Raw genomic sequence first — 19864 nt, 5'->3', positions numbered from 1 at the left:
GCGGCGCAGACGCCTCAGGTGAGCGGCCGGGCCGCTGGGTCAGACGTGGGCGCGCTGTGCGGCCGGCGTCTTCTTCGAACGGTGCAGAGGCTGGGCGAAGATCCGGACCACGCAGATCAGCACGGCCAGTGCAGTGCCGATGACCATGGTCGGGAAGGCATTGACCACCTTGATGAGGGTGATCGTCATGCGCTCGGTGGACAGCAGCCGAAGTGAGATGAAGATCAGCACGACCATCACCAGCGGCGGCTGCACCATGGCGGTGAATATCGATGCCCGTCGGACCAGCAGCGCGGCCAGACACACCCCGGCCACGAACCCGACACGGAAACCCCAGGTCAGCACCCCGGAGACCAGGCCGTCGAAGGTCGCCCCGACGGCGGTCAGCACCACTGCGACCAGCACGGCGCCCCAGGAGCGCAGTCCGGTGATCGTCGGAAGCGCCGAAGCGTTGGCGGCGGTCGGCCGGGCTGTCGGTCGAGTGGCAGGCATGTTCACGAGTCCACGGTAGCGGGCGAACGTCAATTCCCGGTGATCGCACGCGCCGGTCCACCGGCCGCGACGGGTGGATTCGCCCTGGCCGCGTCATCCGGCGGCGTCGTCGACGTGGCGGGGTGGACGGCGCAGTTCACCCGAGGCCACCTCCTCGAGGGTCGGCCGCGACGCATCGACCTGATCCCATTCCGGAGCTTGCAACCGGCGGGCGGCGGTCTGCACCGGCTCCAGACCAGGGAGAGAAGCAGTCGCCACCCCCAGGTCGTTGAACTTCCGGGCCGTGACCATGACGCGACTCTCGACCGAACCCACCGCCGAGTTGTAGGACTCGACCGCGCGCTCGAGGCTGGCACCCAGTCGGCCGAGGTGGCCGCCCAGAGTGGCCAGGCGACCGTGCAGCTCCCGGCCGAGGGTGTGGATGGACTCGGCGGAGGCGGAGAGTCTCTCCTGACGCCAGGTGAACGCCACCGTCCGCAGCAGGGCGATCAGCGTGGTCGGCGTGGTGATGACGACCTGCCGGGAGAAGGCGTACTCCGTCAAGCCTGGATCGATCGTCATCGCGGCATCCAGGAGCGGCTCGCCGGGCACGAACATGACGACGAACTCCGGGGCGGGCTGGAAGTGTTGCCAGTAGGCCTTGGCGGCCAACGAGTCGACATGCGCGCGCACTGCTCTGGCATGCATGTTCATGAGCTGGCCCCGGCGGATCTCGTCGTCGCACTCCCTGGCCTGGAGCCAGGCGTCGAAGGGCACCTTCGCATCGACCGGGATGTGCCGACCACCGGCCAACCGGATGATCATGTCCGGTCGGACGCCGGCCGCATCGGCCACCGCCGCCGACACCTGGGTGTCGAAATCGCAGTGCTCGACCATGCCGGCCAACTCGACGATCCGCTGCAGTTGCACCTCACCCCACCGGCCGCGCACCTGCGGGGCGCGCAGGGCGTTCACCAGCGACCGGGTCTGACTGCCCAGGTCGGCGGAGGTCCGATGGAGGGCGGCCACCTGTTCGGACAAGCCCGCATAGGCCCCGACCCGGTCGCGCTCAACCTCCCGCAACCGCTGTTCCACCCTGACTAGGGCGTCGGAGGCCGGGGCCAGCAGAGCCGCCACCTCGAGCGTCGGGTTGCCACGCCGGTCGGACGGCTGACGCCACCAACCGGCGGCCAGTGCAATACCGACCCCGATCCCCACCACGAGCAGGAGGGCTCCGAGGAGAAGCGCGTTTGCATTCATGACCGCAGCCTCCACCCGACCACCGACAGTCGTGTGACATTGCCCCCTGGGAGGGCCATCACACGATGTCGGCGACCTGCAATTTTCCCAACCTTTGACCGTGCATCCCATCTATTGGGAACTCATCGACGGGTCGACGTGCGGGGGGCGCGGTATGCTTCAGCTCATGTCCGCACAGGGAGTTCCGCTGGTCTGCCGGCGCGAGGTCGACCTCGTGCGCGTCTCCAGCTCTGCCTGTCGTCACCACCGCTGAACCCGCCGCTCACCGAGCCGTCGGGCACACAGCGACGGTGGTGGACGGACCCTTCCGTGCGTGACCGTTTTCTGGTGTGTGCCCCGGCCAATTCCGCAAGGATCCCGCCGTGCCCCCAACGTCCTCCCACACCGCCTCCGCCGACTCCGGCGCGCCGGTGAACCCCTCCGTGCCCGCTGCCCCTGACGTGGCTGCGCCGCGCGCGCCGCGCAAGCGTCCGGATGCCGGACGCGGCCAGGGCCAGTGGGCGCTGGGTCATCGCGAGCCGCTCAACCCGAACGAGCGGATGAAGAAGGACGACGACGGTCTGCACTGTCGCGCGCGGATCGAGAACATCTACCGGCACACGGGTTTCGACGGTATTGATCCGGGCGATCTGCGGGGCCGGTTCCGTTGGTGGGGTCTGTACACCCAGCGGGCGCCGGGGATCGACGGCGGCCGGACGGCGGTGTTGGAGCCGCACGAACTCGAGGACCCGTTCTTCATGCTGCGGGTTCGGGTCGACGGTGGGTTGTTGACGACGGCGGCGCTGCGGACGATCGGTGAGGTGTCCACCCGCTACGCACGGGATACGGCGGATCTGACCGATCGCCAGAACATCCAGTTGCACTGGGTGCGCATCGAGGACGTGCCGGACATCTGGTCGGCGCTGGAGGGCGTCGGGTTGAGCACGGCCGAGGCGTGCGGCGACGTTCCGCGGGTGGTGTTGGGGTCGCCGTTGGCCGGTATCGCAGCGGACGAGATCATCGACGGCACGCCGGCGATGCAGGCGATCCTGGATCAGTTCATCGGCAGCGACGAGTTCTCCAACCTGCCCCGCAAGTTCAAGACCGCGATCTCGGGTTCGCCGCGTCAGGACGTGGCGCACGAGATCAACGACATCTCGTTCGTCGGGGTGGTGCATCCGGAGTTGGGTGCCGGTTTCGACGTATGGGTCGGCGGCGGACTGTCGACCAACCCAATGTTGGCGCAGCGCCTCGGCGTGTTCGCCACCCTGGAGGAGATCCCGGAGATCTGGAAGGGTGTCATCTCGATCTTCCGCGACTACGGGTATCGCCGGCTGCGGAACCGGGCGCGGTTGAAGTTCCTGGTGGGCGACTGGGGGATCGCGAAGTTCCGACAGGTGCTGGAGAGCGAGTACCTGCACCGGTCGTTGACCGACGGCCCCGCGCCGGCGGTGTGGGAGGGGGCTCGTGACCATGTCGGGGTACACCCGCAGAACGACGGTCGGTTCTACGTGGGGATCGCCCCGACGGTGGGCCGGGTCAACGGCAAGCTGCTGACCGACATCGCAGATCTGGTGGAGGCCCACGGTTCGACGCGGGTGCGCGCGACCACCGAGCAGTCGCTGGTGATCCTGGACATCGAGGCCGACCGACTGGAGTCGTTGCAGGCCGGTCTGGCGGAGCTGGGGTTGCCAACGGCGCCGTCGACGTTTCGGCGGAACATGATGGCGTGCACCGGGTTGGAATTCTGCAAGCTTGCGATCGTGGAGACCAAGGCGCGCGGGATCGCGTTGGTCGACGAGCTGGAGAAGCGGTTGGGTGATCTGGATGTGCCGTTGACGATCAACCTCAACGGTTGTCCGAATGCGTGCGCCCGGACGCAGATCGCCGATATCGGTTTGAAGGGCATGATCGTCACCGACGCCGATGGGCAGCAGGTGGAGGGCTTCCAGGTGCATCTGGGTGGCGGGTTGGGACTGGACGCCGGGTTCGGGCGAAAGGTCCGGGGTCACAAGGTCACCGGTGAGGAGCTGCCCGACTACGTCGAACGGATCGTCAACTCCTACACCGCTTCCCGCGAGCCGGGTGAGCGTTTCGCCACCTGGGTCGCGCGTTCCGACGAATTGGCGCTGAGATAGTGGTGTCCGAGAATCGAGCGCCCGCGCAGTACTGCCCCTACTGCGGTGAGACAAATCTGTGGCCGCACGAGGAATCCCACGGTGCGTGGAGCTGCCGCGACTGCCGGCGCGTTTTCGCAGTGAGGTTCATCGGACTTTCAGGTGCCGGGAATTCCGCCGCGGTCGCAGGCGCTGCGCAAGAGGCAGCAGATGGCAGTGGAGTCAGCTCGACGCAGGCGCCGGCCCAGGAAGGGGTTGCCCGATGATCAGCACAGTGCGTTCGGCCGTTGACCTTTCGGCCGTGGCCGCCCGCGGCGCAGCCGACCTCGAAGGCGCGTCGGCGGATCAGATCCTCACCTGGGCCGTGGACGAGTTCGGGGACGGTCTGGCGGTGACGGCTTCGATGCAGGACACGGTGCTGGCGCATCTGGCGGCGCGGGTGAAACCGGGGATCGAGGTGTTGTTCCTGGAGACGGGGTATCACTTCGTGGAGACGATCGGTACGGCCGATGCGGTGGAGGCGGTCTACGACGTGAAGCTGCGTCGGTTGCTGCCGCTGCAGACCGTGGCGGAGCAGGACTCCCAGTACGGGGCGGAGTTGTTCTCCCGCAACCCTGATCTGTGTTGCGCCCTGCGCAAGGTGGCGCCGCTGAATGCTGCGATGGATTCCTACGACGCCTGGGCGACCGGTCTGCGTCGGGCGGAGTCCGCGTCCCGCGCGGACACCCCGATCATGTCGTTCGATGCCAAGCGTGGCCGGGTGAAGATCGCACCGCTGGCGACGTGGTCGGACGAGGACGTCGACCGCTACATCGTGGAACACGACATCTTGGTGAATCCGTTGCTGTCGGCCGAGTTTCCCTCGATCGGATGCGAGCCGTGCACCCGTCGGGTGGCCCCCGGCGAGGACGCTCGGGCGGGCCGTTGGGCCGGCCTGACCAAGACCGAATGTGGGTTGCACACGTGACGGGCATGACGTTGTGGCTGACGGGTCTGCCCAGTGCGGGCAAGACGACGCTGGCGTTCGGGCTGGCCGAGCGACTCGTGGCGGCGGGCGTTGATGTCGAGGTGCTCGATGGGGACGAGGTGCGCACGCACCTGTCGGCGGGGCTCGGATTCTCCCGCGCCGACCGGGACACCCACGTGGACCGCATCGGTTTCGTCGCGGAGCTGCTGGCCTCCCACGGGGTGGTGGTGATCGTCCCGGTGATCGCGCCGTACTCGGAGGCGCGGAAGAAGGTGCGTGCCCACCACCGCGATGCGGGCACCGGCTTTGCGTTGGTGCACGTGTCGACCGCGTTGGAGGTCTGCGCCGTACGGGACGTCAAAGGGTTGTATGCCAGGGCGTTTCGCGGGGAGATCACCTCGATGACGGGCGTGGATGACCCCTACGAGGTGCCCAGGACCCCCGAGCTCCGGATCGATACGGCGGTCGTCGGTCAGGCCGCTGCCGTCGGACGGTTGTTGGATCTGCTGGCCGGTTTCGGTGTAGCGGTGAGCCAGGCATCGGCGAGCGACGCAGCGGTGAGTGGATCCGCCCCGAGCGGGGTAGTTGTGAATGAAGGAGCATGGCGATGAACGCACTGACTGACGTTGTGCCGGAGGGACTGTCGGCGGCCGGCCACGCGCGTGGTCATCTCAAGGCGCTGGAGTCCGAGGCCATCCACATCCTCCGGGAGGTGGCGGGGGAGTTCGAGCGCCCGGTGATCCTGTTCTCCGGCGGTAAGGATTCCATCCTGGTGCTGCATCTGGCGCGGAAGGCTTTCCATCCGGCGCCGATCCCGTTCTCGTTGTTGCACGTGAACACCGGGCACAATTTTCCCGAGGTCATCGCCTATCGCGATGCGGTCGTCGCGTCCGGCGATCTGCGGCTCAAGGTCGCCCATGTGCAGGACTGGATCGATGACGGGCGCTTGTCCGAACGACCCGACGGGACCCGCAATCCGTTGCAGACGGTGCCATTGGTGGACACCATCGCCGCTGAGCGTTTCGATGCGGTGATCGGCGGGGCCCGCCGCGACGAGGAACGGTCCCGGGCCAAGGAGCGGATCTTCTCCCTGCGGGATGCGTTCGGCGGGTGGGACCCTCGTCGTCAGCGTCCGGAGTTGTGGGATCTCTACAACGGGCGGCACGCGCCGGGCGAGCACGTCCGGGTGTTCCCGATCTCCAACTGGACCGAGTTGGACGTCTGGAACTACATCGAGGCCGAGCAGATCGTCTTGCCGGACATCTACTACGCCCACGAGCGTGAGGTGTTCAACCGTGGCGGGATGTGGCTGTCCCCGGGTGAGTGGGGAGGGCCGGCGGGGTCCGAGGTGCTCGAGACCCGTCAGGTCCGTTACCGGACGGTCGGGGACATGTCGTGCACCGGGGCGGTGGAGTCCGACGCCGCCGATGTGGCTGCGGTGATCACCGAGATCATCGCCACCCGGATCACCGAACGGGGCGCCACCCGCGCCGATGACAAGTTGTCCGAGGCCGCCATGGAAGACCGCAAGAAGGAAGGGTACTTCTGATGGGCGACATCATCTCGGGAGCCGTAGCCGTAGTCGTGACCGAACCGCGTTTGCCCGCCAGCGATCTCACCCGTCCGGCATCGTCGGTGCGTGGGTTGTTGAGGTTCGCCACCGCCGGGTCGGTCGACGACGGGAAGTCCACCCTGGTCGGCCGGTTGCTGCACGATTCCAAGTCGGTCCTGTCGGACCAGTTGGATGCGGTGGAGCGGACGTCGGCGGCGCGGGGGTTGGACAGCCCCGACTTGTCGCTGCTGGTGGACGGTTTGCGCGCCGAGCGGGAGCAGGGCATCACCATCGATGTCGCCTACCGGTATTTCGCCACCGGCGTGCGCAGTTTCATCCTGGCCGACACTCCCGGCCATGTGCAGTACACACGCAACACCGTGACCGGCGCGTCGACCGCGGACCTGGTGATCATCCTGGTGGACGCGCGGACCGGGGTGATCGGCCAGACCCGCCGTCATGCGGCAGTGGCGGCGTTGTTGGGGGTCCCGCACCTGCTGTTGGCCGTGAACAAGATCGACCTGGTCGATTTCGACCAGTCGGTGTTCGATTCGATCGCGGCCGAGTTCGACCGGTATGCGGTGGATCTGGGGATCGGGGAGGTCACTGCGATCCCGATCTCGGCGTTGCACGGGGACAACGTCGTGACCCGGTCGGAGCGGATCGGATGGTACGACGGGCCGAGCATCCTGGAACATCTGGAGCAGGTGGAGTTGACCGACACCGCCGGTACGGGGGCGTTGCGGTTCCCGGTGCAGTACGTCATCCGGCCGCGTTCGGCGGCCTACCCGGACTACCGCGGGTACGCCGGACGGATCACCGCCGGTTCGGTGCGCCCCGGCGATGAGGTCGTGGTGCTGCCCTCCGGTCGGCGTAGCGTCATCTCTCTGATCGACACCGCAGACGGTGCGAAGGATGTCGCGGTGGCCGGTGACTCGGTGACATTGCTGCTGGCCGACGAGGTGGACCTGTCGCGCGGGGATCTGATCGCCGGGGTGGGTAATGCACCGGAGTCGGTGACGGAGTTCTCGGCGACGGTGACCCAGTTGGCCGACAAGGGCTTGCGGCCGGGGATGCGGGCGTTGCTGCGGTACGGGACCGCCACCCACCGGGTGATCGTGTCGCAGATCGAGCACCTGCTGGACATCGACACGCTCACCGAACATCCCGCCCCCGCGGTACTGGCGCTCAACGACATCGCCCAGGTGAATCTGCGGACCGTGGAACCTGTTCCGGTGGAGGCGTTCCGGCCCGGCGGCGCCGTCGGTTCGTTGCTGATCATTGATCCCGCGGACGGCACCACGCTGGCCGCCGGCATGGCCGGCCACCGCCGCGCCGCACTGCAATCCGGGGCGCAGTCCGATGACGACGATCGATGTCGACCCGAGAGCGAACTCCTGCCCCCTGGCAATGCCTCCGCTCCGCGTGAGGCCGCCGTGCCATCCGACAACTTCCCGACTCCTGGTCCGTAACCCGGCCGGATCCGAAAGGCTCTGCCATGTATCGCTTGACATCTGCTCGTCGATCTCGCTTCAGACTCGCCGCCACGACAGTGCTTGCCGGTGTTGCCGTCCTGGCCACCGCGTGTGGTTCGTCCTCCAGCACTGCTTCCTCTTCCGCGGGATCCTCTTCGGCGGCCCCGGGCGGTGCGGTCGCAGCTCCCGGTGGTGCTGCTGCCGGCTCGTCCGGTGCCGCGGCCGCCGGGGCGGTGGCGGGGACACTGCGCCTGGGCTACTTCGCCAACGTGACGCACGCGGCCGCGGTGCTCGGGGTGGCCGATGGAACCTTCGCGAAAGCTGTGGGCAGCACCAAGCTCGAGACCCAGGTGTTCAACGCCGGTCCGGCCGCAATCGAAGCACTCAACGCCGGCGCGATCGATGCGGCCTTTCTGGGACCGAGCCCCGCGATCAACTCGTTCGTCAAGTCCAAGGGTGATTCTCTGCGAATCGTGGCCGGTGCCACCGACAACGGCGTATCGCTGGTCGTCAGGGCCGGGGTCAAGTCCGCGGCCGACCTGAAGGGCAAGTCCATCGCGGACCCTCAACTCGGTGGGACGCAGGACGTTGCGTTGCGGGAGTACCTGTTCAAGAACGGCTTGAAGGTGCAGACCAACGGAGGAAGTGACGTCGACGTGGTCAACCAGGACAACGCCCAGACGTTGGATTTGTTCAAATCCGGTCAGGTCGACGGTGCCTGGCTGCCCGAACCATGGGCATCGCGACTGGTCGAGGCCGGTGGCAAGACGCTGGTCGACGAGACGAGCCTGTGGCCGAACGGTCAGTTCCCGACGACGATCCTCATCGTCGGGAAGAAGTTCCTGGACCAGTACCCCGGGACGGTGCAGTCGCTGATCTCCGGTGAGCTCGCCGCGGCCGGCGAGATCACCGCGAATCCGGCGAAGGCGTCGGCGGCGATCAACGATGCGATCGGCAAGCTGACCGGCAAGAAACTCTCGGACTCGGTGATGGCCAGTTCGTTCAAGAACATCAAGGTCACCTACGACCCGTTGGCCGCCACCTACAACGCGTCCAGCCAGCACGCGGTCGACGGCGGACTGCTCAAGACCGTGCCGGACATCAACGGCATCCTCGACCTCCGCATTCTCAACAAGTTGCTCAAGGCCGAGGGCAAGACCCCGGTCAGCGCAGCCGGTCTCGGACAGGAGTGAATCGATGACAACGATCGCCGACGTTTCCACGCAGCTGGAGCAGCTCGACTTCCAGGAGGATGACCCGCGCGTCGTTCCCCTCGCTCCCGAACCGACCTCGGAGGCCACGCCAGGTGTACTGATCGAAGGTGTCAGCAAGGTGTTCCGTGGCCCCGGCGGCGCGGTGGCTGCGTTGGACAACATCAACCTCTCGGTGGCTCCCGGCGAGTTCGTGTGTCTGCTCGGAGCGTCCGGTTGCGGCAAGTCCACGCTGCTGAATCTGATTGCCGGGTTGGACAAGCCGACGCTGGGCAGCGTCACCGTGGCCGGTCGGCCGGCGTTGATGTTCCAGGAAGCGGCGTTGTTCCCGTGGTTGACGGCCGGGGCCAACATCGCGTTGGCGCTGAAACTCGCCGGTGTTCCTCGATCGCAGCGCTCGTCACGGGTCGACGAACTGCTCGAACTGGTGCGTCTGGGTGGCACCGCCAGGCGACGGATCCACGAGCTGTCCGGCGGGCAGCGACAGCGGGTCGCATTGGCGCGGGCCCTGGCGCAGAACGGCCAGGTGCTGCTGATGGACGAGCCCTTCGCTGCGCTCGATGCGATCACGCGGGATGTGCTGCACGACGAGCTGACGAGGGTCTGGAAACGAACCGGGAACAGCGTGGTCTTCGTGACCCACAACGTCCGGGAAGCCGTCCGGTTGGGGCAGCGGGTCGTATTGCTGTCCTCCCGGCCCGGCCGCGTCGTCGGCGAGTGGCGGGTCGATATCAAGGGTCCTCGCACCATCGAGCACCCTGAGGTGTCGGCGTTGGCGTCGCAGATCACGCTCCGCCTGCGGGAGGAGATCGCCAGCCATGCCCACGCTTGATCTGAACAAGGCCGCCGCCGTTGCTGAGCCGGTGTCGGGTGGGGAACAGCTCGAGCGGGAGGACACGGCCGCAGTCGGTGCGGGTCTGGACGCGTTGGAAGCCCACGTCGTTTCCCGGCGTCCGGCGTGGAAGCGATTCCTGGGTGGCTTCTACCCGCCGCTGATCGCCCTCCTCGCCTTTCTGGGGCTGTGGGAGTTGGCGTACGCCCGCAAGTGGAAGCCCGACTATGCCCTGCCGTCTCCGTCGAGCGTCTGGACCACCTTCGCAGGAATGGTGTCGGACGGGTCGGCTCTGACCGTGATCTGGACGAGCGTCAGCCGCGGCCTGATCGGGTTCGCTGCGTCCATCGTGCTGGGCTCGCTGATCGGTCTGTCGCTGTTCCGGTTCAAGTGGCTCCGTGCGGCGGTCGGTCCGTTGCTCAGCGGCTTGCAGTCGCTGCCCTCCGTCGCCTGGGTTCCGATGGCTGTGCTGTGGTTCGGGCTGTCCAGCGGGTCGATCTACGCGGTGGTGCTGCTCGGTGCGGTGCCTTCGATCGCCAACGGCCTGCTGTCCGGGATGGATCAGGTGCCGCCTCTGTTGACCAGGGTCGGCAAGGTCCTCGGTCTCGGACAGCTCGGGTTGATGAAGGACGTGCTGATTCCGGCCTCGTTGCCCGGGTACCTGGCCGGGCTCCGGCAGGGTTGGGCCTTTTCCTGGCGCTCGCTGATGGCTGCCGAACTGATCGTTCGTTCCTCAACCCTCGGGCTGGGTCTGGGACAGCTGATGAACCAAGGTCGCGACCTGTCCGATCCGCCCACGATGTACACCGCACTGATCCTGATCTTCATCGTGGGGATCGGCATCGAGCTCATCTTCTTCCGCCCTGTCGAGCGGCGGATCCTGTCTGCCCGCGGACTCACCCCGACCGCGCGGTAGGCGGTGGGCCGCCTGGGCGGTCGGTGGATCAGCTTGCCGCTGGGCGTGGATCAACTTCCCAGGCATGGACGAAAGTGATGACTTCTGTCCCACCCGTCCCAAAAGGGCGAAGTTGATCCATGCAGCGTTGGTCCGTGCCGCGTTGATCCATGCCGCCTGCGTGACGGTGCTACGGGTCGACCAGGTCTCGTGAATAGTGCATCTGGTTGCGGCGGGGGCGTTGACTTCTGTCGATCCACGGCAGGGGATCAGTTCCGGGTGGCCGTCGGCGGCGAATCGGATGGTCCATTGCGCTTGGTGGATTTCGTCGTGATGGAAACCGCAGAGCAGCACCCCGGTGTGGACGTTCGTCTCCCCCAGGTCCCGGACGAACCAATTCACGTGGTGAACATCGCACCAATTCGCCGGCCGGTCGCAGCCGGACCAGACGCAGCCCCGGTCGCGGGCCTTGATCGCCCGGCGCATCCCCCGCGTAGACGTCCGTCGGGGTCGTCCGACGTCCAGGATCTCACTACCCCCACCCAGGACGACCGGGAGGATCTGCGCGTCGCACAGGTACCTTCGGGCCTGCCCCGTACTCACCGGGAAGCCGGATTCCCTCGTGGCCTTCGCGATCTCACCTTTGACGTGGTCCCAGTGCAGGTAGATCACGATGTGCGGTTTCTCCCCGCCGTGGCTCGGCCCGGTCCCGGCGGCCAGGAACCCTGCCAACGCGGCGACCAAGGCCGTGGGCGCGGCGGTTCGACGGCGACCGGGGATCGGCAGTGCCGTCGGCTGCGGGTTTCGGGGCGGACAGCGCGTCGATCGCTGTGCGGAGGACGTCGACGCCGGTGATCATCCACCCGTCCGGTCAGACCGGTCAGGCCGGTCAGCCCCCGGTCAGGCCGGTCAGGTCGGTCCGGGCGTTACGGGACCCCAGCGAGAATTCCATCCGCGTCCTGGTCTGGGTTTCGTCGAGGGTCCCGTCGGGGTCGGTGGCGTCCAGGACCGCCGCGGCGACCTGATCCAACTGCCGCGGGTCCAGTGCGCCGGCCTGGTCGACCAGGAACTTCTCCCACCACTCCCGGTCCAGGACGGGCATGGCGGTGGGGAGTGTGCCCATCGTCGCTGCGATCGTCCGGACCTGCTCGGCACCGACTGCTCCGGCGTCCAGGGCCCCGGCCAGCACCGGCAGATCTTCGGCGCCGATCTTCCAGAACGCGCCGTCCCGCAAATTCGCGACGGCGTTCATCACCGACCGGACCATTGTTTGGCCTGGTCGGTATCGACGAATCCGGCTGTCCCCGTATCCACCACTTTATCGGCGGGCACCGACAGCCAGCACCGAAAGAAGCATCATTTTGAGCCACCCCCAGGTCACAGAATGGTCACGATATGGCGGGCGCCAGCCTCTCGCAATCTTACGGGTCCGCTCCTCGCAATTATTCAACTTCACCCCACGCGCGCCCATCATCCAAATCCTCTTGATTTCGGTCATCGCCGGCCGATCCGATCTCATCAACCGCATCGGTCGGCAACGTCGTCCGGACCGTCCGCAATGGGCAACCTCCCTTAAACTTCGGGGATGACGATCGATGCGGCCGAAGAGGCAGATTCACCGCGGTTGGGAACACGGTTCGACGGACCTCCCTTGGTAGGCCTGGCTCACGGCAGCCGGGATCCCCGCGCGGCCGTCGCCATCGACGACTTGATGGCTGCCGTCGCCGCGCTGCGGCCAGGACTGATCGTGACGTCGGCCTTCCTGGATCTGGCCGAACCGGATCTGAGTACCGCTGTAATCGGGCTGGATACCGAGCGGGCTGTGGTGTTGCCACTGCTGTTTGCTCAGGCGTTCCACGCGAGAGTCGATGTTCCCGAAGCAATTCAGGCTGCTGCCGAGCGCTCCGGTACTGCGCTGGTGGCCGGCGAGATCCTGGGGCTCGGACCGCAGGTGCTGGCAGCTTTGCAGGAGCAGGCCCGTCGGTCCGGGGTCAGACCGGATCAGGAGATCCTCCTGCTTGCTGTCGGCACCTCGGATCCGGTCGCCAATGAAGCCGTCGCCGACCTGGCCCACCTGTGGTCGTCGCAGCGCCGCGCACGCGTCCGTCCGGTGTTCGCGACGACAGCGCCACGGGCCGCCGACGCGCTTGCCGAGTCGTGGACGTCGCCGCCGGCTGTGGTGTCGCTGTTCCTCGCGCCAGGACTGCTTCTTGATCAGGTCAGTGCGCGGGCGTCGGAGCTCGGGGTTCTGGTGACCGAACCCCTCGGCTCGGCGATGGCGCAACTGGTGCTCGACCGCTACGACTCCGCGCTGGCATCCAGCGATCTGAGATCACTCTCGTGATCGAGCAGCCACCGCTTCGCCGGCAGGCCCCAGCGGAAACCCCCGAGGGACCCGTCGGTGCGGAGCACCCGGTGGCAGGGGACGAAGAGCGCGGCGGCGTTCCGTGCGCAGGCCGAGGCAGCGCCGCGGATCGCGGTCGGGCGGCCGGACAACACCGCGAATTCGCTGTAGGTCACCGGTTCGCCCGGCTTCACGGTGCGGAGCATCTCCCAGGCGTGCATCAGGAAGGGGCCGGAAAGTTGTTGCACGACAACGCTGTCCACGGCTGCGAAATCGCCCTCGTGGTAGGCGACCGCGGCATCGGTGATGCCCTCGATCCGCCGAACCTCGGTGGTGGTGTCCGGGCGGAGCGAGGGTGAGATCACCGGTAGGAGGTCGTCCGGTCCCGGCGTCCAACCGGAGGCCAGCACCACAGGACCTTCCGGGGTGTCGGCGACGATCACCGTGAACGGGCCGATCTGGGTGTAGATGGTGGCGGTACGGGCGATGGTCATGTGTGGCCTTTCGAAGGGATCGTCGAACGCGAGCGATTGGTACCGGCGGCACGCCAGAGGTGCAGGCCGGCGTAGGAGCGAAATGGGCTCCATGTTCTGGCATGGGCGATCAGTGCCGCCGGGTCGGCCGGTAGACCAAGGACGGCGGCGCCCTGCCGGAGAACCAGATCACCCGTCATCAACACGTCCGGGTCGCCGAGCACGCGGAGCGCGACGTATGCCGCCGTCCAGGGGCCGATGCCAGGAAAGGCCTCCAACTCGGCCGACAACTCGTTGGTCCGCCGTCCGGCATCGATGACCAGGTCTCCCGCGGCAATCGCCGCACAGGCCGCAGTGACGGTCGCCGCGCGACGGGCGGGTCCCACGATCGCCCTCGGGTCGACCGACGCCAGGTCTGACGGCGCGGGGAACAGATGCGTCAACCGATGGTCGAAACCAGGGCTGTCCGGCGCAGCGCCCAGCGGACGCCCGAATGCCGTGGTCAGTCGACCGAGCGTGGTGCGGGCGGAAGCCACCGATACCTGCTGGCCGAAGATTGCCCGCAGCAGGATCTCCGGGCCGCTCACGGCTCCGGGAAGGCGCAGGCCGGGGGATCGACGCACGGATTCCGCCAAGCACGGATCGGCGGACAGCTGTTGGTCGACCCGGACCGGATCCGCGTCGGCGTCCAGCAAACGACGGCATCGGTCCATCGCAGGTACGACGTCCGACAGTTGCTCGAGGTGAAGGGTCGCAGTCACGATGGCGGACTCTCCCGGCTCCGGGAACTTGAGTCGGACCGTGCCACGGCCGGCCGGCAGTGCCAGCGTCCGCGCGTAAATCCTGCCTTGGACGTACTCGACCCCCGTCAGCGCCCGGGCAGCAAGGAAATCCAACAGGGCGTCGCCGGCGAAAGGTTCGCGCAGGGCCAATCGGAGGGTCAGCTCGCCCACCGCGGAACCGACTCGCCGATGCCGGCTGCGCAGCGTGCTGGGATCGGTGGCGTAGATCTCCTGCATCGTCTCGTTGAACTGTCGAATGCTGGCAAACCCCGCGGCGAAGGCAACGTCCGCGATCGGCAGCGGTGAACTGGTCAGCAAAACCCTGGCCGTGTGAGCCCGGCGAGCCCGGGCCAGAGCCAGCGGCCCGGCCCCGACCTCCGTCGTCAGCATCCGGCCCAGATGTCGTGAGGTGTACCCCAGACGGGCAGCCAACCCGGGGACACCCTCCCGGTCGACCACTCCGTCGCCGATCAAACGCATGGCGGCCCCGACCGCGTCCGCCCGAAGATTCCATTCGGGCGAGCCGGGAGTGGCGTCTGGCAGACAACGACGGCAGGCGCGGAAGCCGGCAGCCTGAGCCGCGGCTGACGTCGGATAGAAGTCGACATTCCGGCGAAGTGGCGTGCGGGCCGGGCAGCCGGGCCTGCAGTAGATGCCTGTCGTGCGGACGGCGGTGAAGAACTGCCCGTCGAATCTGGCATCTCGGGTTTGGACGGCGCGGTAGGCGGCGTCGGAATCTGCGATCACCAGGACGACTCTGCCAGTCGTCGGGACCACATGCTGGCGGATTTCGGACATCGCAGTCCGGCCGTCGGCCGGCGCAGGGGGGCGCCTCTCGTCTCATGGGGCCGAAGCTAGGACGGCCCCCCGACAGACCCCGCTATGGACGCTCCTCCGGACCTGATTCTGCCTCCCGTCCGCGCCGTTTCGCATGGATCAACTTCGCCTGCATGGACGAAGTAGTTGCTTTCTGTCCCACGCGTACCAAATCCAGCATCTTCATCCATGTCTGCGATGTTGATCCACGCCGAGCCCGGGCCCAGCAGATATCAACCTGTGCGACGCGCCGAAGTCTCCATCCACGCCGGGCCCAACGGATATCAACCTCCGCAACGTGCCAAGGTGAGGGGTGACCAACACCCCTCCCACGCCCGACAGCTCCGCCACGACGGACGGCTCGGCCACCATGGAGCACCCGCTACCGACGGACGGTTCGACGTCGGCCGCGGCCTCCCCGAACACTCGTTGGGAGGAGCAGGTGGTGGGGGAACGCTGGACCTTCTACACCGACCGGTTCGACCAGATGACCGCCGACGGCACGGATCTGGAAGGTGAGGCCCGCTTCGTCGATGCCCTGCTGCAACGGAACTCCGCGGTGCTGGACGCCGGGTGCGGCACCGGCCGGATCGCGGCCGGTCTGCAGCGGATGGGACACCGGGCGATCGGCGTCGACAAGGACGCGGGGCTCATCGAGATCGCCATGAATCGGTACCCGGGAGTCCCGTTCCTGGCCTGCGACCTGCTGTTGCTCGACTCCGAGAGGTCGGCATCGGTCGGTGGCCCGGCTACTTTCGATCTGATCGCGCTGCCGGGCAACGTCATGGTCTACCTGGCTCCGGGGTCGGAGCCGCGGGTGCTGTCGACGTTGGCCGGCCTGCTCAGACCGGCCGGGCGGATCGTCGCAGGGTTCGCCACCGATCGCGAGTACTCGGCGGACGCGTTCTGCTCCGATGCCGAAGCCGCCGGTCTGGTGGTCGAACACCACTTCGCGACCTGGCAGCTCGGGCCCGTCTCCCCTGATTCCGACTGGGCGGTGATCGTCCTGCGGGGTCCAGGCCAACCGGATGACGACGCCGACGATCGGACGAAGTGGACTTCCGCCGCCAACTGGCCCGGCGACGAGCAATAGCTCCCGCCGGACCGTCAGCCGGATGACCCGGGCGGCCCGCCCGCACACCTAGACTGATACCTCGTGAGTCTCACCCTCGGCATCGTCGGCCTGCCCAACGTCGGCAAGTCCACTCTGTTCAACGCCCTGACCCGCTCTGATGTGCTCGCCGCGAACTACCCGTTCGCCACGATCGAGCCCAACGTGGGAGTGGTCCCGCTGCCGGACCCCCGTCTGGACGCGCTGGCCAAGGTCTTCTCCTCGGTGCGCATCGTGCCCGCCGTGGTGTCCTTCGTCGACATCGCCGGCATCGTCAAAGGGGCCAGCGAGGGTGCCGGGCTCGGCAACAAGTTCCTGGCCACCATCCGTGAGGCGGACGCGATCTGCCAGGTCGTCCGGGTCTTCGACGATGACGACGTCATCCACGTCGACGGCAAGGTCGATCCGCTGGCCGACGTCGAGACGGTCAACACCGAACTGATCCTCGCCGACATGCAGACCATCGACAAGGCGCTCCCGCGGCTGGAGAAGGAGGCCCGCACGCAGAAGGACCGCAAGCCGATGCTCGAGGCCGCGCAGCAGGCAGCCACCATCCTGGACTCCGGTAAGACCCTGTTCTCCGCGCGCGCCAAGCTGGATCTCGTCCTGTTGCGCGAGCTGACCCTGTTGACGGCCAAGCCCTTCCTCTACGTCTTCAACTCCGACGAGGGTGTGTTGACCGATCTCGACAAGCGGGCCGAGCTCGCAGCGGCGGTCGCCCCGGCCGACGCGGTATTCCTGGACGCGAAGGTCGAATTCGAGTTGCTGGAGCTGGACGACGAATCAGCGCTGGAGCTGCTCGAGTCCGTCGGTCAGGACGAACCCGGGCTGCATGCACTGGCCAGGGCGGGCTTCCATACCCTGGGCCTGCAGACGTACCTGACGGCCGGTCCCAAGGAGTCGCGGGCCTGGACGATCAAGCAGGGTGCCACCGCCCCGCAGGCGGCCGGAGTCATCCACTCGGACTTCGAGCGCGGGTTCATCAAGGCAGAGGTCGTCTCCTTCAAGGATCTGACGACTGCCGGCTCGATGGCGGCGGCCAAGGCCGCCGGCAAGGTGCGGATCGAGGGCAAGGACTACGTCATGGCTGATGGCGACGTCGTCGAGTTCCGTCACAATACAACGTCAGGTGGAAAGAGCGTTTGACAGGCGTTCCAGGGCCGAGGCCACCCTTGGGGTGCGTCCGGTGTGCCGCCTTGGGGTGGGGATCATAAGGTCAGTCGGCACTGGCTTCGCTTGGGGTGGCGTACCGGTGTGTCCTCCCATGTGGTCCGACGTCCGGTGCCGAGAGACCATGTCCTGCGCGTCGCCTGCAGATCGGTACCGGTTAGGCCGGGATCTTCCACGTGGCGTCCACCTATTGCCGGGCCGGTGCCCCCGAGGACGTCTGCGCCGCCCTGTGGGTCGCCTACGTCCATGCGGTGGGGAACCACGATCACGAGGGCGCCCGGTGGGGGCCGAGCCAGCATCACCGAATGGGGGTGGCAACCCGAGGGCGTACCGGTACGGCGTGCCGAGGAGCAAGGCCATGCGCGCCGAGGTAACAGGCCGGTGCTTACCCGGTCCGCAACGGTGAGGGCGGGTGTAGAGGACATCCCCTGCCAGTGCCCTTGGGGGTGGGACGGATCAATCTCTGCCCATGGGGTGACGTGCTCGACCAAATACGTACAGCAGGATCGCGGCTGCATCACGGTCGACCCAGGCCTACACCGCGATTGCGATCATGACGGTTGGTTAAGGGGTTAGCAGTCGTCAAACCCAACACAATTGACACCCATGAACCAAGAGCATCCCGGCAAACGGGGACATTCGCCGCTTGCCGTGCGAAAGTATCATCGTGATCAAAACCCAGCACGGAATAATCGCCGCCATCCTCCTGTCCAGCCTCGTCGCGTGCGCCCAACCCGGTACGGCGGCCAGCTCTACGATTGCGACCGTCACCGCTACACAAACGCAGTTTCAAACCGTCACACAAACCAAAACGGGCTCTTCAGAGTTGGTAGGGGCCGGGGGGTTGTGAGCAGCGGCATCCGTGTCGGTGGCTGATCTGGGGCTCGCGCCCTTGTGAACTGGGTGTTCTCAGGCATCCAGGAACAAGAGGCGCGAGCATGTCCAACTGTAGTTCACTGCTTTTAGGGTTGACCGATATCGACGTCGACCTCGTCGGCATCGGCGCCGACGGGTCGCGACGTCCGGGTGCTGACGGCGCCGGCGTGGGTCGGTCGGTGCCCGGCGTGTGCGGTCGTCTCGACCCGGTCCAAGGGGTGGGTGGTGACCCGCCCGAAGGACGTGAAGGTCGGCCCGGACTTCGGAGAACCTGTTGTGGTGCAAGCAGAAGTGGTTGTGCCGCAACACCTCCTGTGAGCGCAAGCAGTTCACCGAGTCGGTCCCGCAGATCCCACCGCGGGCCAGGTTCACCGTCCGGGCGAAGGCGGAGATGGCTGCGGCGGTGCTGGACGGGTGGCGCTCGGTCGCCGAGGTGGCCGCCGCCTGGGGCGCCACCTGGAACACCTGCCACCGGGCGGTGGTGGCGATGGCCGACCCGGTCCTGGCCACCGAGTTGCTGCCGGTCCGGGTGTTGGGCATCGATGAGACCAGACGGGGCAAGGCCAAGTGGGAGACCAACCCCGCCACCGGCATCCGGACGTGGGTGGACCGATATTGCGTCCCGCGGTCGGAATGGAAGATGACCCCGGCAGCGGGCTGACGCTTGCGCAGCGCCATCGACAGCGCCTCGGTGACCAGACTGGTCCGCATATGGGTGTCCAACGCCCAGCCGACCAACGCCCGCGAATGCAGATCGATCACCGTGGCCAGGTACGCCCACCCATCCCACGTCTTGATGTAGGTGATGTCACCGCACCACCTGGTGTTGGCCTGGGCCGCGGAGAACTTCCGGCCGATCAGATCCGGCGCCGGCGCCGGGTTGTCACCCGCGACGGTGGTGACCTTCCACGCCCTGGGGTGCCGTCCCTGCAGGTCGGCGGCCTTCATCAGCCGGTACACCCGCTTCGGTGAGATGCGGTGACCCACCGAGGTCAGATGCGCCCACATGCGCCGCACCCCCGGGTTGCCGTGCAACGCCCGGAACGCAGCTTTGATCTCGAGTGTCAACGCCGCGTCCGCCGCCTCGTGGGCCGACGGTCCCCGGCCGCGCCACGCGTAATAGCCGGCCGTGGACACACCCAGCTCCGCACACATGAACACCACGCCGTACTCGCCCGAATCAACCCAGTCCGCGATGGCAGCAAAGATCACTGCTGGCCTTTCGCGAACCAGGTCGAAACTTTTTTTGCGAACTCAAGCTGCAATTCCAGTTTCGCGTTCTCCTTGCGGAGCCGAGCAAGCTCGGTCCGCTCCGACTCGGTCAACGGTTTCTCCGCAGCCGGTTCCCCCTGGGGTTGAATCTTGCTCACCCATTTCCGTATCGACGTGTCGCAGATGTCCAACTTCCTGGCGACCTCGCCGATGGTATGGCCGCCGTCGACGATCAACGAGACCGCATCCCGCTTGTACTCATCGGTGAAGCTCCTCCGGGTCGAACCCATCAGTCAGTCTCCTACGCCTCAGGAGCTGCAG

The 19864-nt window shown here is 67.0% G+C and carries 18 protein-coding genes and 3 pseudogenes; 13 read left to right on the top strand and 8 right to left on the bottom strand.

Going from position 1 to position 19864, the window contains the following annotated elements; genetic code table 11:
- Window positions 1-39: 39 nt before the first annotated feature.
- Together H7F38_RS22995 and H7F38_RS22990 are read right to left on the bottom strand one after the other, a co-directional pair.
- Entirely contained in the window at window positions 40-492 is a 453-nt protein-coding gene (locus H7F38_RS22995; protein ID WP_370531409.1) for a DUF6542 domain-containing protein, read from the bottom strand.
- A gap of 93 nt (window positions 493-585) precedes the next feature.
- Complete coding sequence (locus H7F38_RS22990) at window positions 586-1731, bottom strand: DNA recombination protein RmuC (protein WP_187091932.1); 1146 nt, start codon at window positions 1729-1731, stop codon at window positions 586-588.
- A gap of 422 nt (window positions 1732-2153) precedes the next feature.
- On the opposite strand from H7F38_RS22990, the gene H7F38_RS22985 reads away from it, so the two are divergent.
- From H7F38_RS22985 to H7F38_RS26170, 9 genes are all read left to right on the top strand, one after another.
- A complete protein-coding gene (locus H7F38_RS22985; protein ID WP_255498449.1) occupies window positions 2154-3848 on the top strand; it encodes a nitrite/sulfite reductase in 1695 nt (564 codons plus the stop codon).
- A gap of 241 nt (window positions 3849-4089) precedes the next feature.
- A complete protein-coding gene (locus H7F38_RS22980) occupies window positions 4090-4794 on the top strand; it encodes a phosphoadenylyl-sulfate reductase (protein ID WP_187091931.1) in 705 nt (234 codons plus the stop codon).
- Window positions 4791-5405, top strand: coding sequence for an adenylyl-sulfate kinase (gene cysC, locus H7F38_RS22975; RefSeq protein WP_370531272.1), 615 nt, complete (start codon window positions 4791-4793; stop codon window positions 5403-5405). Before H7F38_RS22980 ends, cysC begins: the two co-directional genes overlap by 4 nt.
- Window positions 5402-6343, top strand: a complete 942-nt coding sequence (cysD, locus tag H7F38_RS22970; protein WP_187091929.1) for a sulfate adenylyltransferase subunit CysD — start codon at window positions 5402-5404, stop codon at window positions 6341-6343. Before cysC ends, cysD begins: the two co-directional genes overlap by 4 nt.
- 86 nt (window positions 6344-6429) lie before the next feature.
- Window positions 6430-7818 (top strand): sulfate adenylyltransferase subunit 1, encoded by a 1389-nt coding sequence (locus tag H7F38_RS22965; protein WP_370531408.1) that lies wholly within the window; start codon window positions 6430-6432, stop codon window positions 7816-7818.
- A gap of 26 nt (window positions 7819-7844) precedes the next feature.
- Entirely contained in the window at window positions 7845-9014 is a 1170-nt protein-coding gene (locus H7F38_RS22960; RefSeq protein ID WP_187091927.1) for an ABC transporter substrate-binding protein, read from the top strand.
- Window positions 9015-9018: 4 nt separating this feature from the next.
- On the top strand, window positions 9019-9864 hold the full coding sequence (locus H7F38_RS22955; RefSeq protein ID WP_187091926.1) for an ABC transporter ATP-binding protein: 846 nt from the start codon (window positions 9019-9021) through the stop codon (window positions 9862-9864).
- The gene (locus H7F38_RS22950; RefSeq protein WP_187091925.1) at window positions 9851-10780 is read left to right on the top strand and encodes an ABC transporter permease; all 930 of its coding nucleotides are present in this window, start codon (window positions 9851-9853) and stop codon (window positions 10778-10780) included. The genes H7F38_RS22955 and H7F38_RS22950 overlap by 14 nt, the downstream gene beginning before the upstream one ends.
- Window positions 10781-10844: 64 nt before the next feature.
- Window positions 10845-10973 (top strand): hypothetical protein, encoded by a 129-nt coding sequence (locus H7F38_RS26170; RefSeq protein ID WP_255498135.1) that lies wholly within the window; start codon window positions 10845-10847, stop codon window positions 10971-10973.
- A 305-nt stretch (window positions 10974-11278) separates the two neighbouring features.
- Here H7F38_RS26170 and H7F38_RS26800 read toward each other — a convergent pair.
- Together H7F38_RS26800 and H7F38_RS22940 are read right to left on the bottom strand one after the other, a co-directional pair.
- Window positions 11279-11491: pseudogene (locus tag H7F38_RS26800) on the bottom strand (HNH endonuclease); the annotation flags it as partial.
- A 157-nt stretch (window positions 11492-11648) separates the two neighbouring features.
- The gene (locus H7F38_RS22940) at window positions 11649-12011 is read right to left on the bottom strand and encodes a DUF222 domain-containing protein (protein ID WP_255498448.1); all 363 of its coding nucleotides are present in this window, start codon (window positions 12009-12011) and stop codon (window positions 11649-11651) included.
- 333 nt (window positions 12012-12344) lie between these two features.
- Here H7F38_RS22940 and H7F38_RS22935 point away from each other — a divergent pair, with 333 nt between their 5' ends.
- A complete protein-coding gene (locus tag H7F38_RS22935) occupies window positions 12345-13103 on the top strand; it encodes a sirohydrochlorin chelatase (RefSeq protein ID WP_187091922.1) in 759 nt (252 codons plus the stop codon).
- On the opposite strand, the gene H7F38_RS22930 is transcribed toward H7F38_RS22935, so the two are convergent.
- Entirely contained in the window at window positions 13058-13597 is a 540-nt protein-coding gene (locus H7F38_RS22930) for a methylated-DNA--[protein]-cysteine S-methyltransferase (protein WP_222618277.1), read from the bottom strand. The two genes, H7F38_RS22935 and H7F38_RS22930, sit on opposite strands and share 46 nt — an antisense overlap.
- Window positions 13594-15105 (bottom strand): AlkA N-terminal domain-containing protein, encoded by a 1512-nt coding sequence (locus H7F38_RS22925; RefSeq protein ID WP_255498134.1) that lies wholly within the window; start codon window positions 15103-15105, stop codon window positions 13594-13596. The genes H7F38_RS22930 and H7F38_RS22925 overlap by 4 nt, the downstream gene beginning before the upstream one ends.
- A 382-nt stretch (window positions 15106-15487) precedes the next feature.
- On the opposite strand from H7F38_RS22925, the gene H7F38_RS22920 reads away from it, so the two are divergent.
- The 3 genes and pseudogenes from H7F38_RS22920 to H7F38_RS26165 form a co-directional block, all read left to right on the top strand.
- On the top strand, window positions 15488-16267 hold the full coding sequence (locus H7F38_RS22920; protein ID WP_255498133.1) for a class I SAM-dependent methyltransferase: 780 nt from the start codon (window positions 15488-15490) through the stop codon (window positions 16265-16267).
- A gap of 63 nt (window positions 16268-16330) precedes the next feature.
- Window positions 16331-17431, top strand: coding sequence for a redox-regulated ATPase YchF (gene ychF, locus H7F38_RS22915; protein ID WP_187091920.1), 1101 nt, complete (start codon window positions 16331-16333; stop codon window positions 17429-17431).
- A gap of 918 nt (window positions 17432-18349) precedes the next feature.
- A pseudogene (locus H7F38_RS26165) lies at window positions 18350-18947 on the top strand (helix-turn-helix domain-containing protein); the annotation flags it as partial.
- A gap of 38 nt (window positions 18948-18985) precedes the next feature.
- On the opposite strand, the pseudogene H7F38_RS26160 reads toward H7F38_RS26165, so the two are convergent.
- Window positions 18986-19543: pseudogene (locus H7F38_RS26160) on the bottom strand (IS3 family transposase); the annotation flags it as partial.
- A complete protein-coding gene (locus H7F38_RS22905) occupies window positions 19540-19833 on the bottom strand; it encodes a transposase (RefSeq protein WP_187091918.1) in 294 nt (97 codons plus the stop codon). The pseudogene H7F38_RS26160 and the gene H7F38_RS22905, both read right to left, overlap by 4 nt.
- Between the last annotated feature and the right edge of the window lie 31 nt (window positions 19834-19864).

The organism is Nakamurella sp. PAMC28650 (assembly GCF_014303395.1).
GTDB lineage: Bacteria > Actinomycetota > Actinomycetes > Mycobacteriales > Nakamurellaceae > Nakamurella.
Note: the sequence above shows the minus strand (reverse complement) of the source record. Positions and strands in the feature narration are given on the sequence as shown.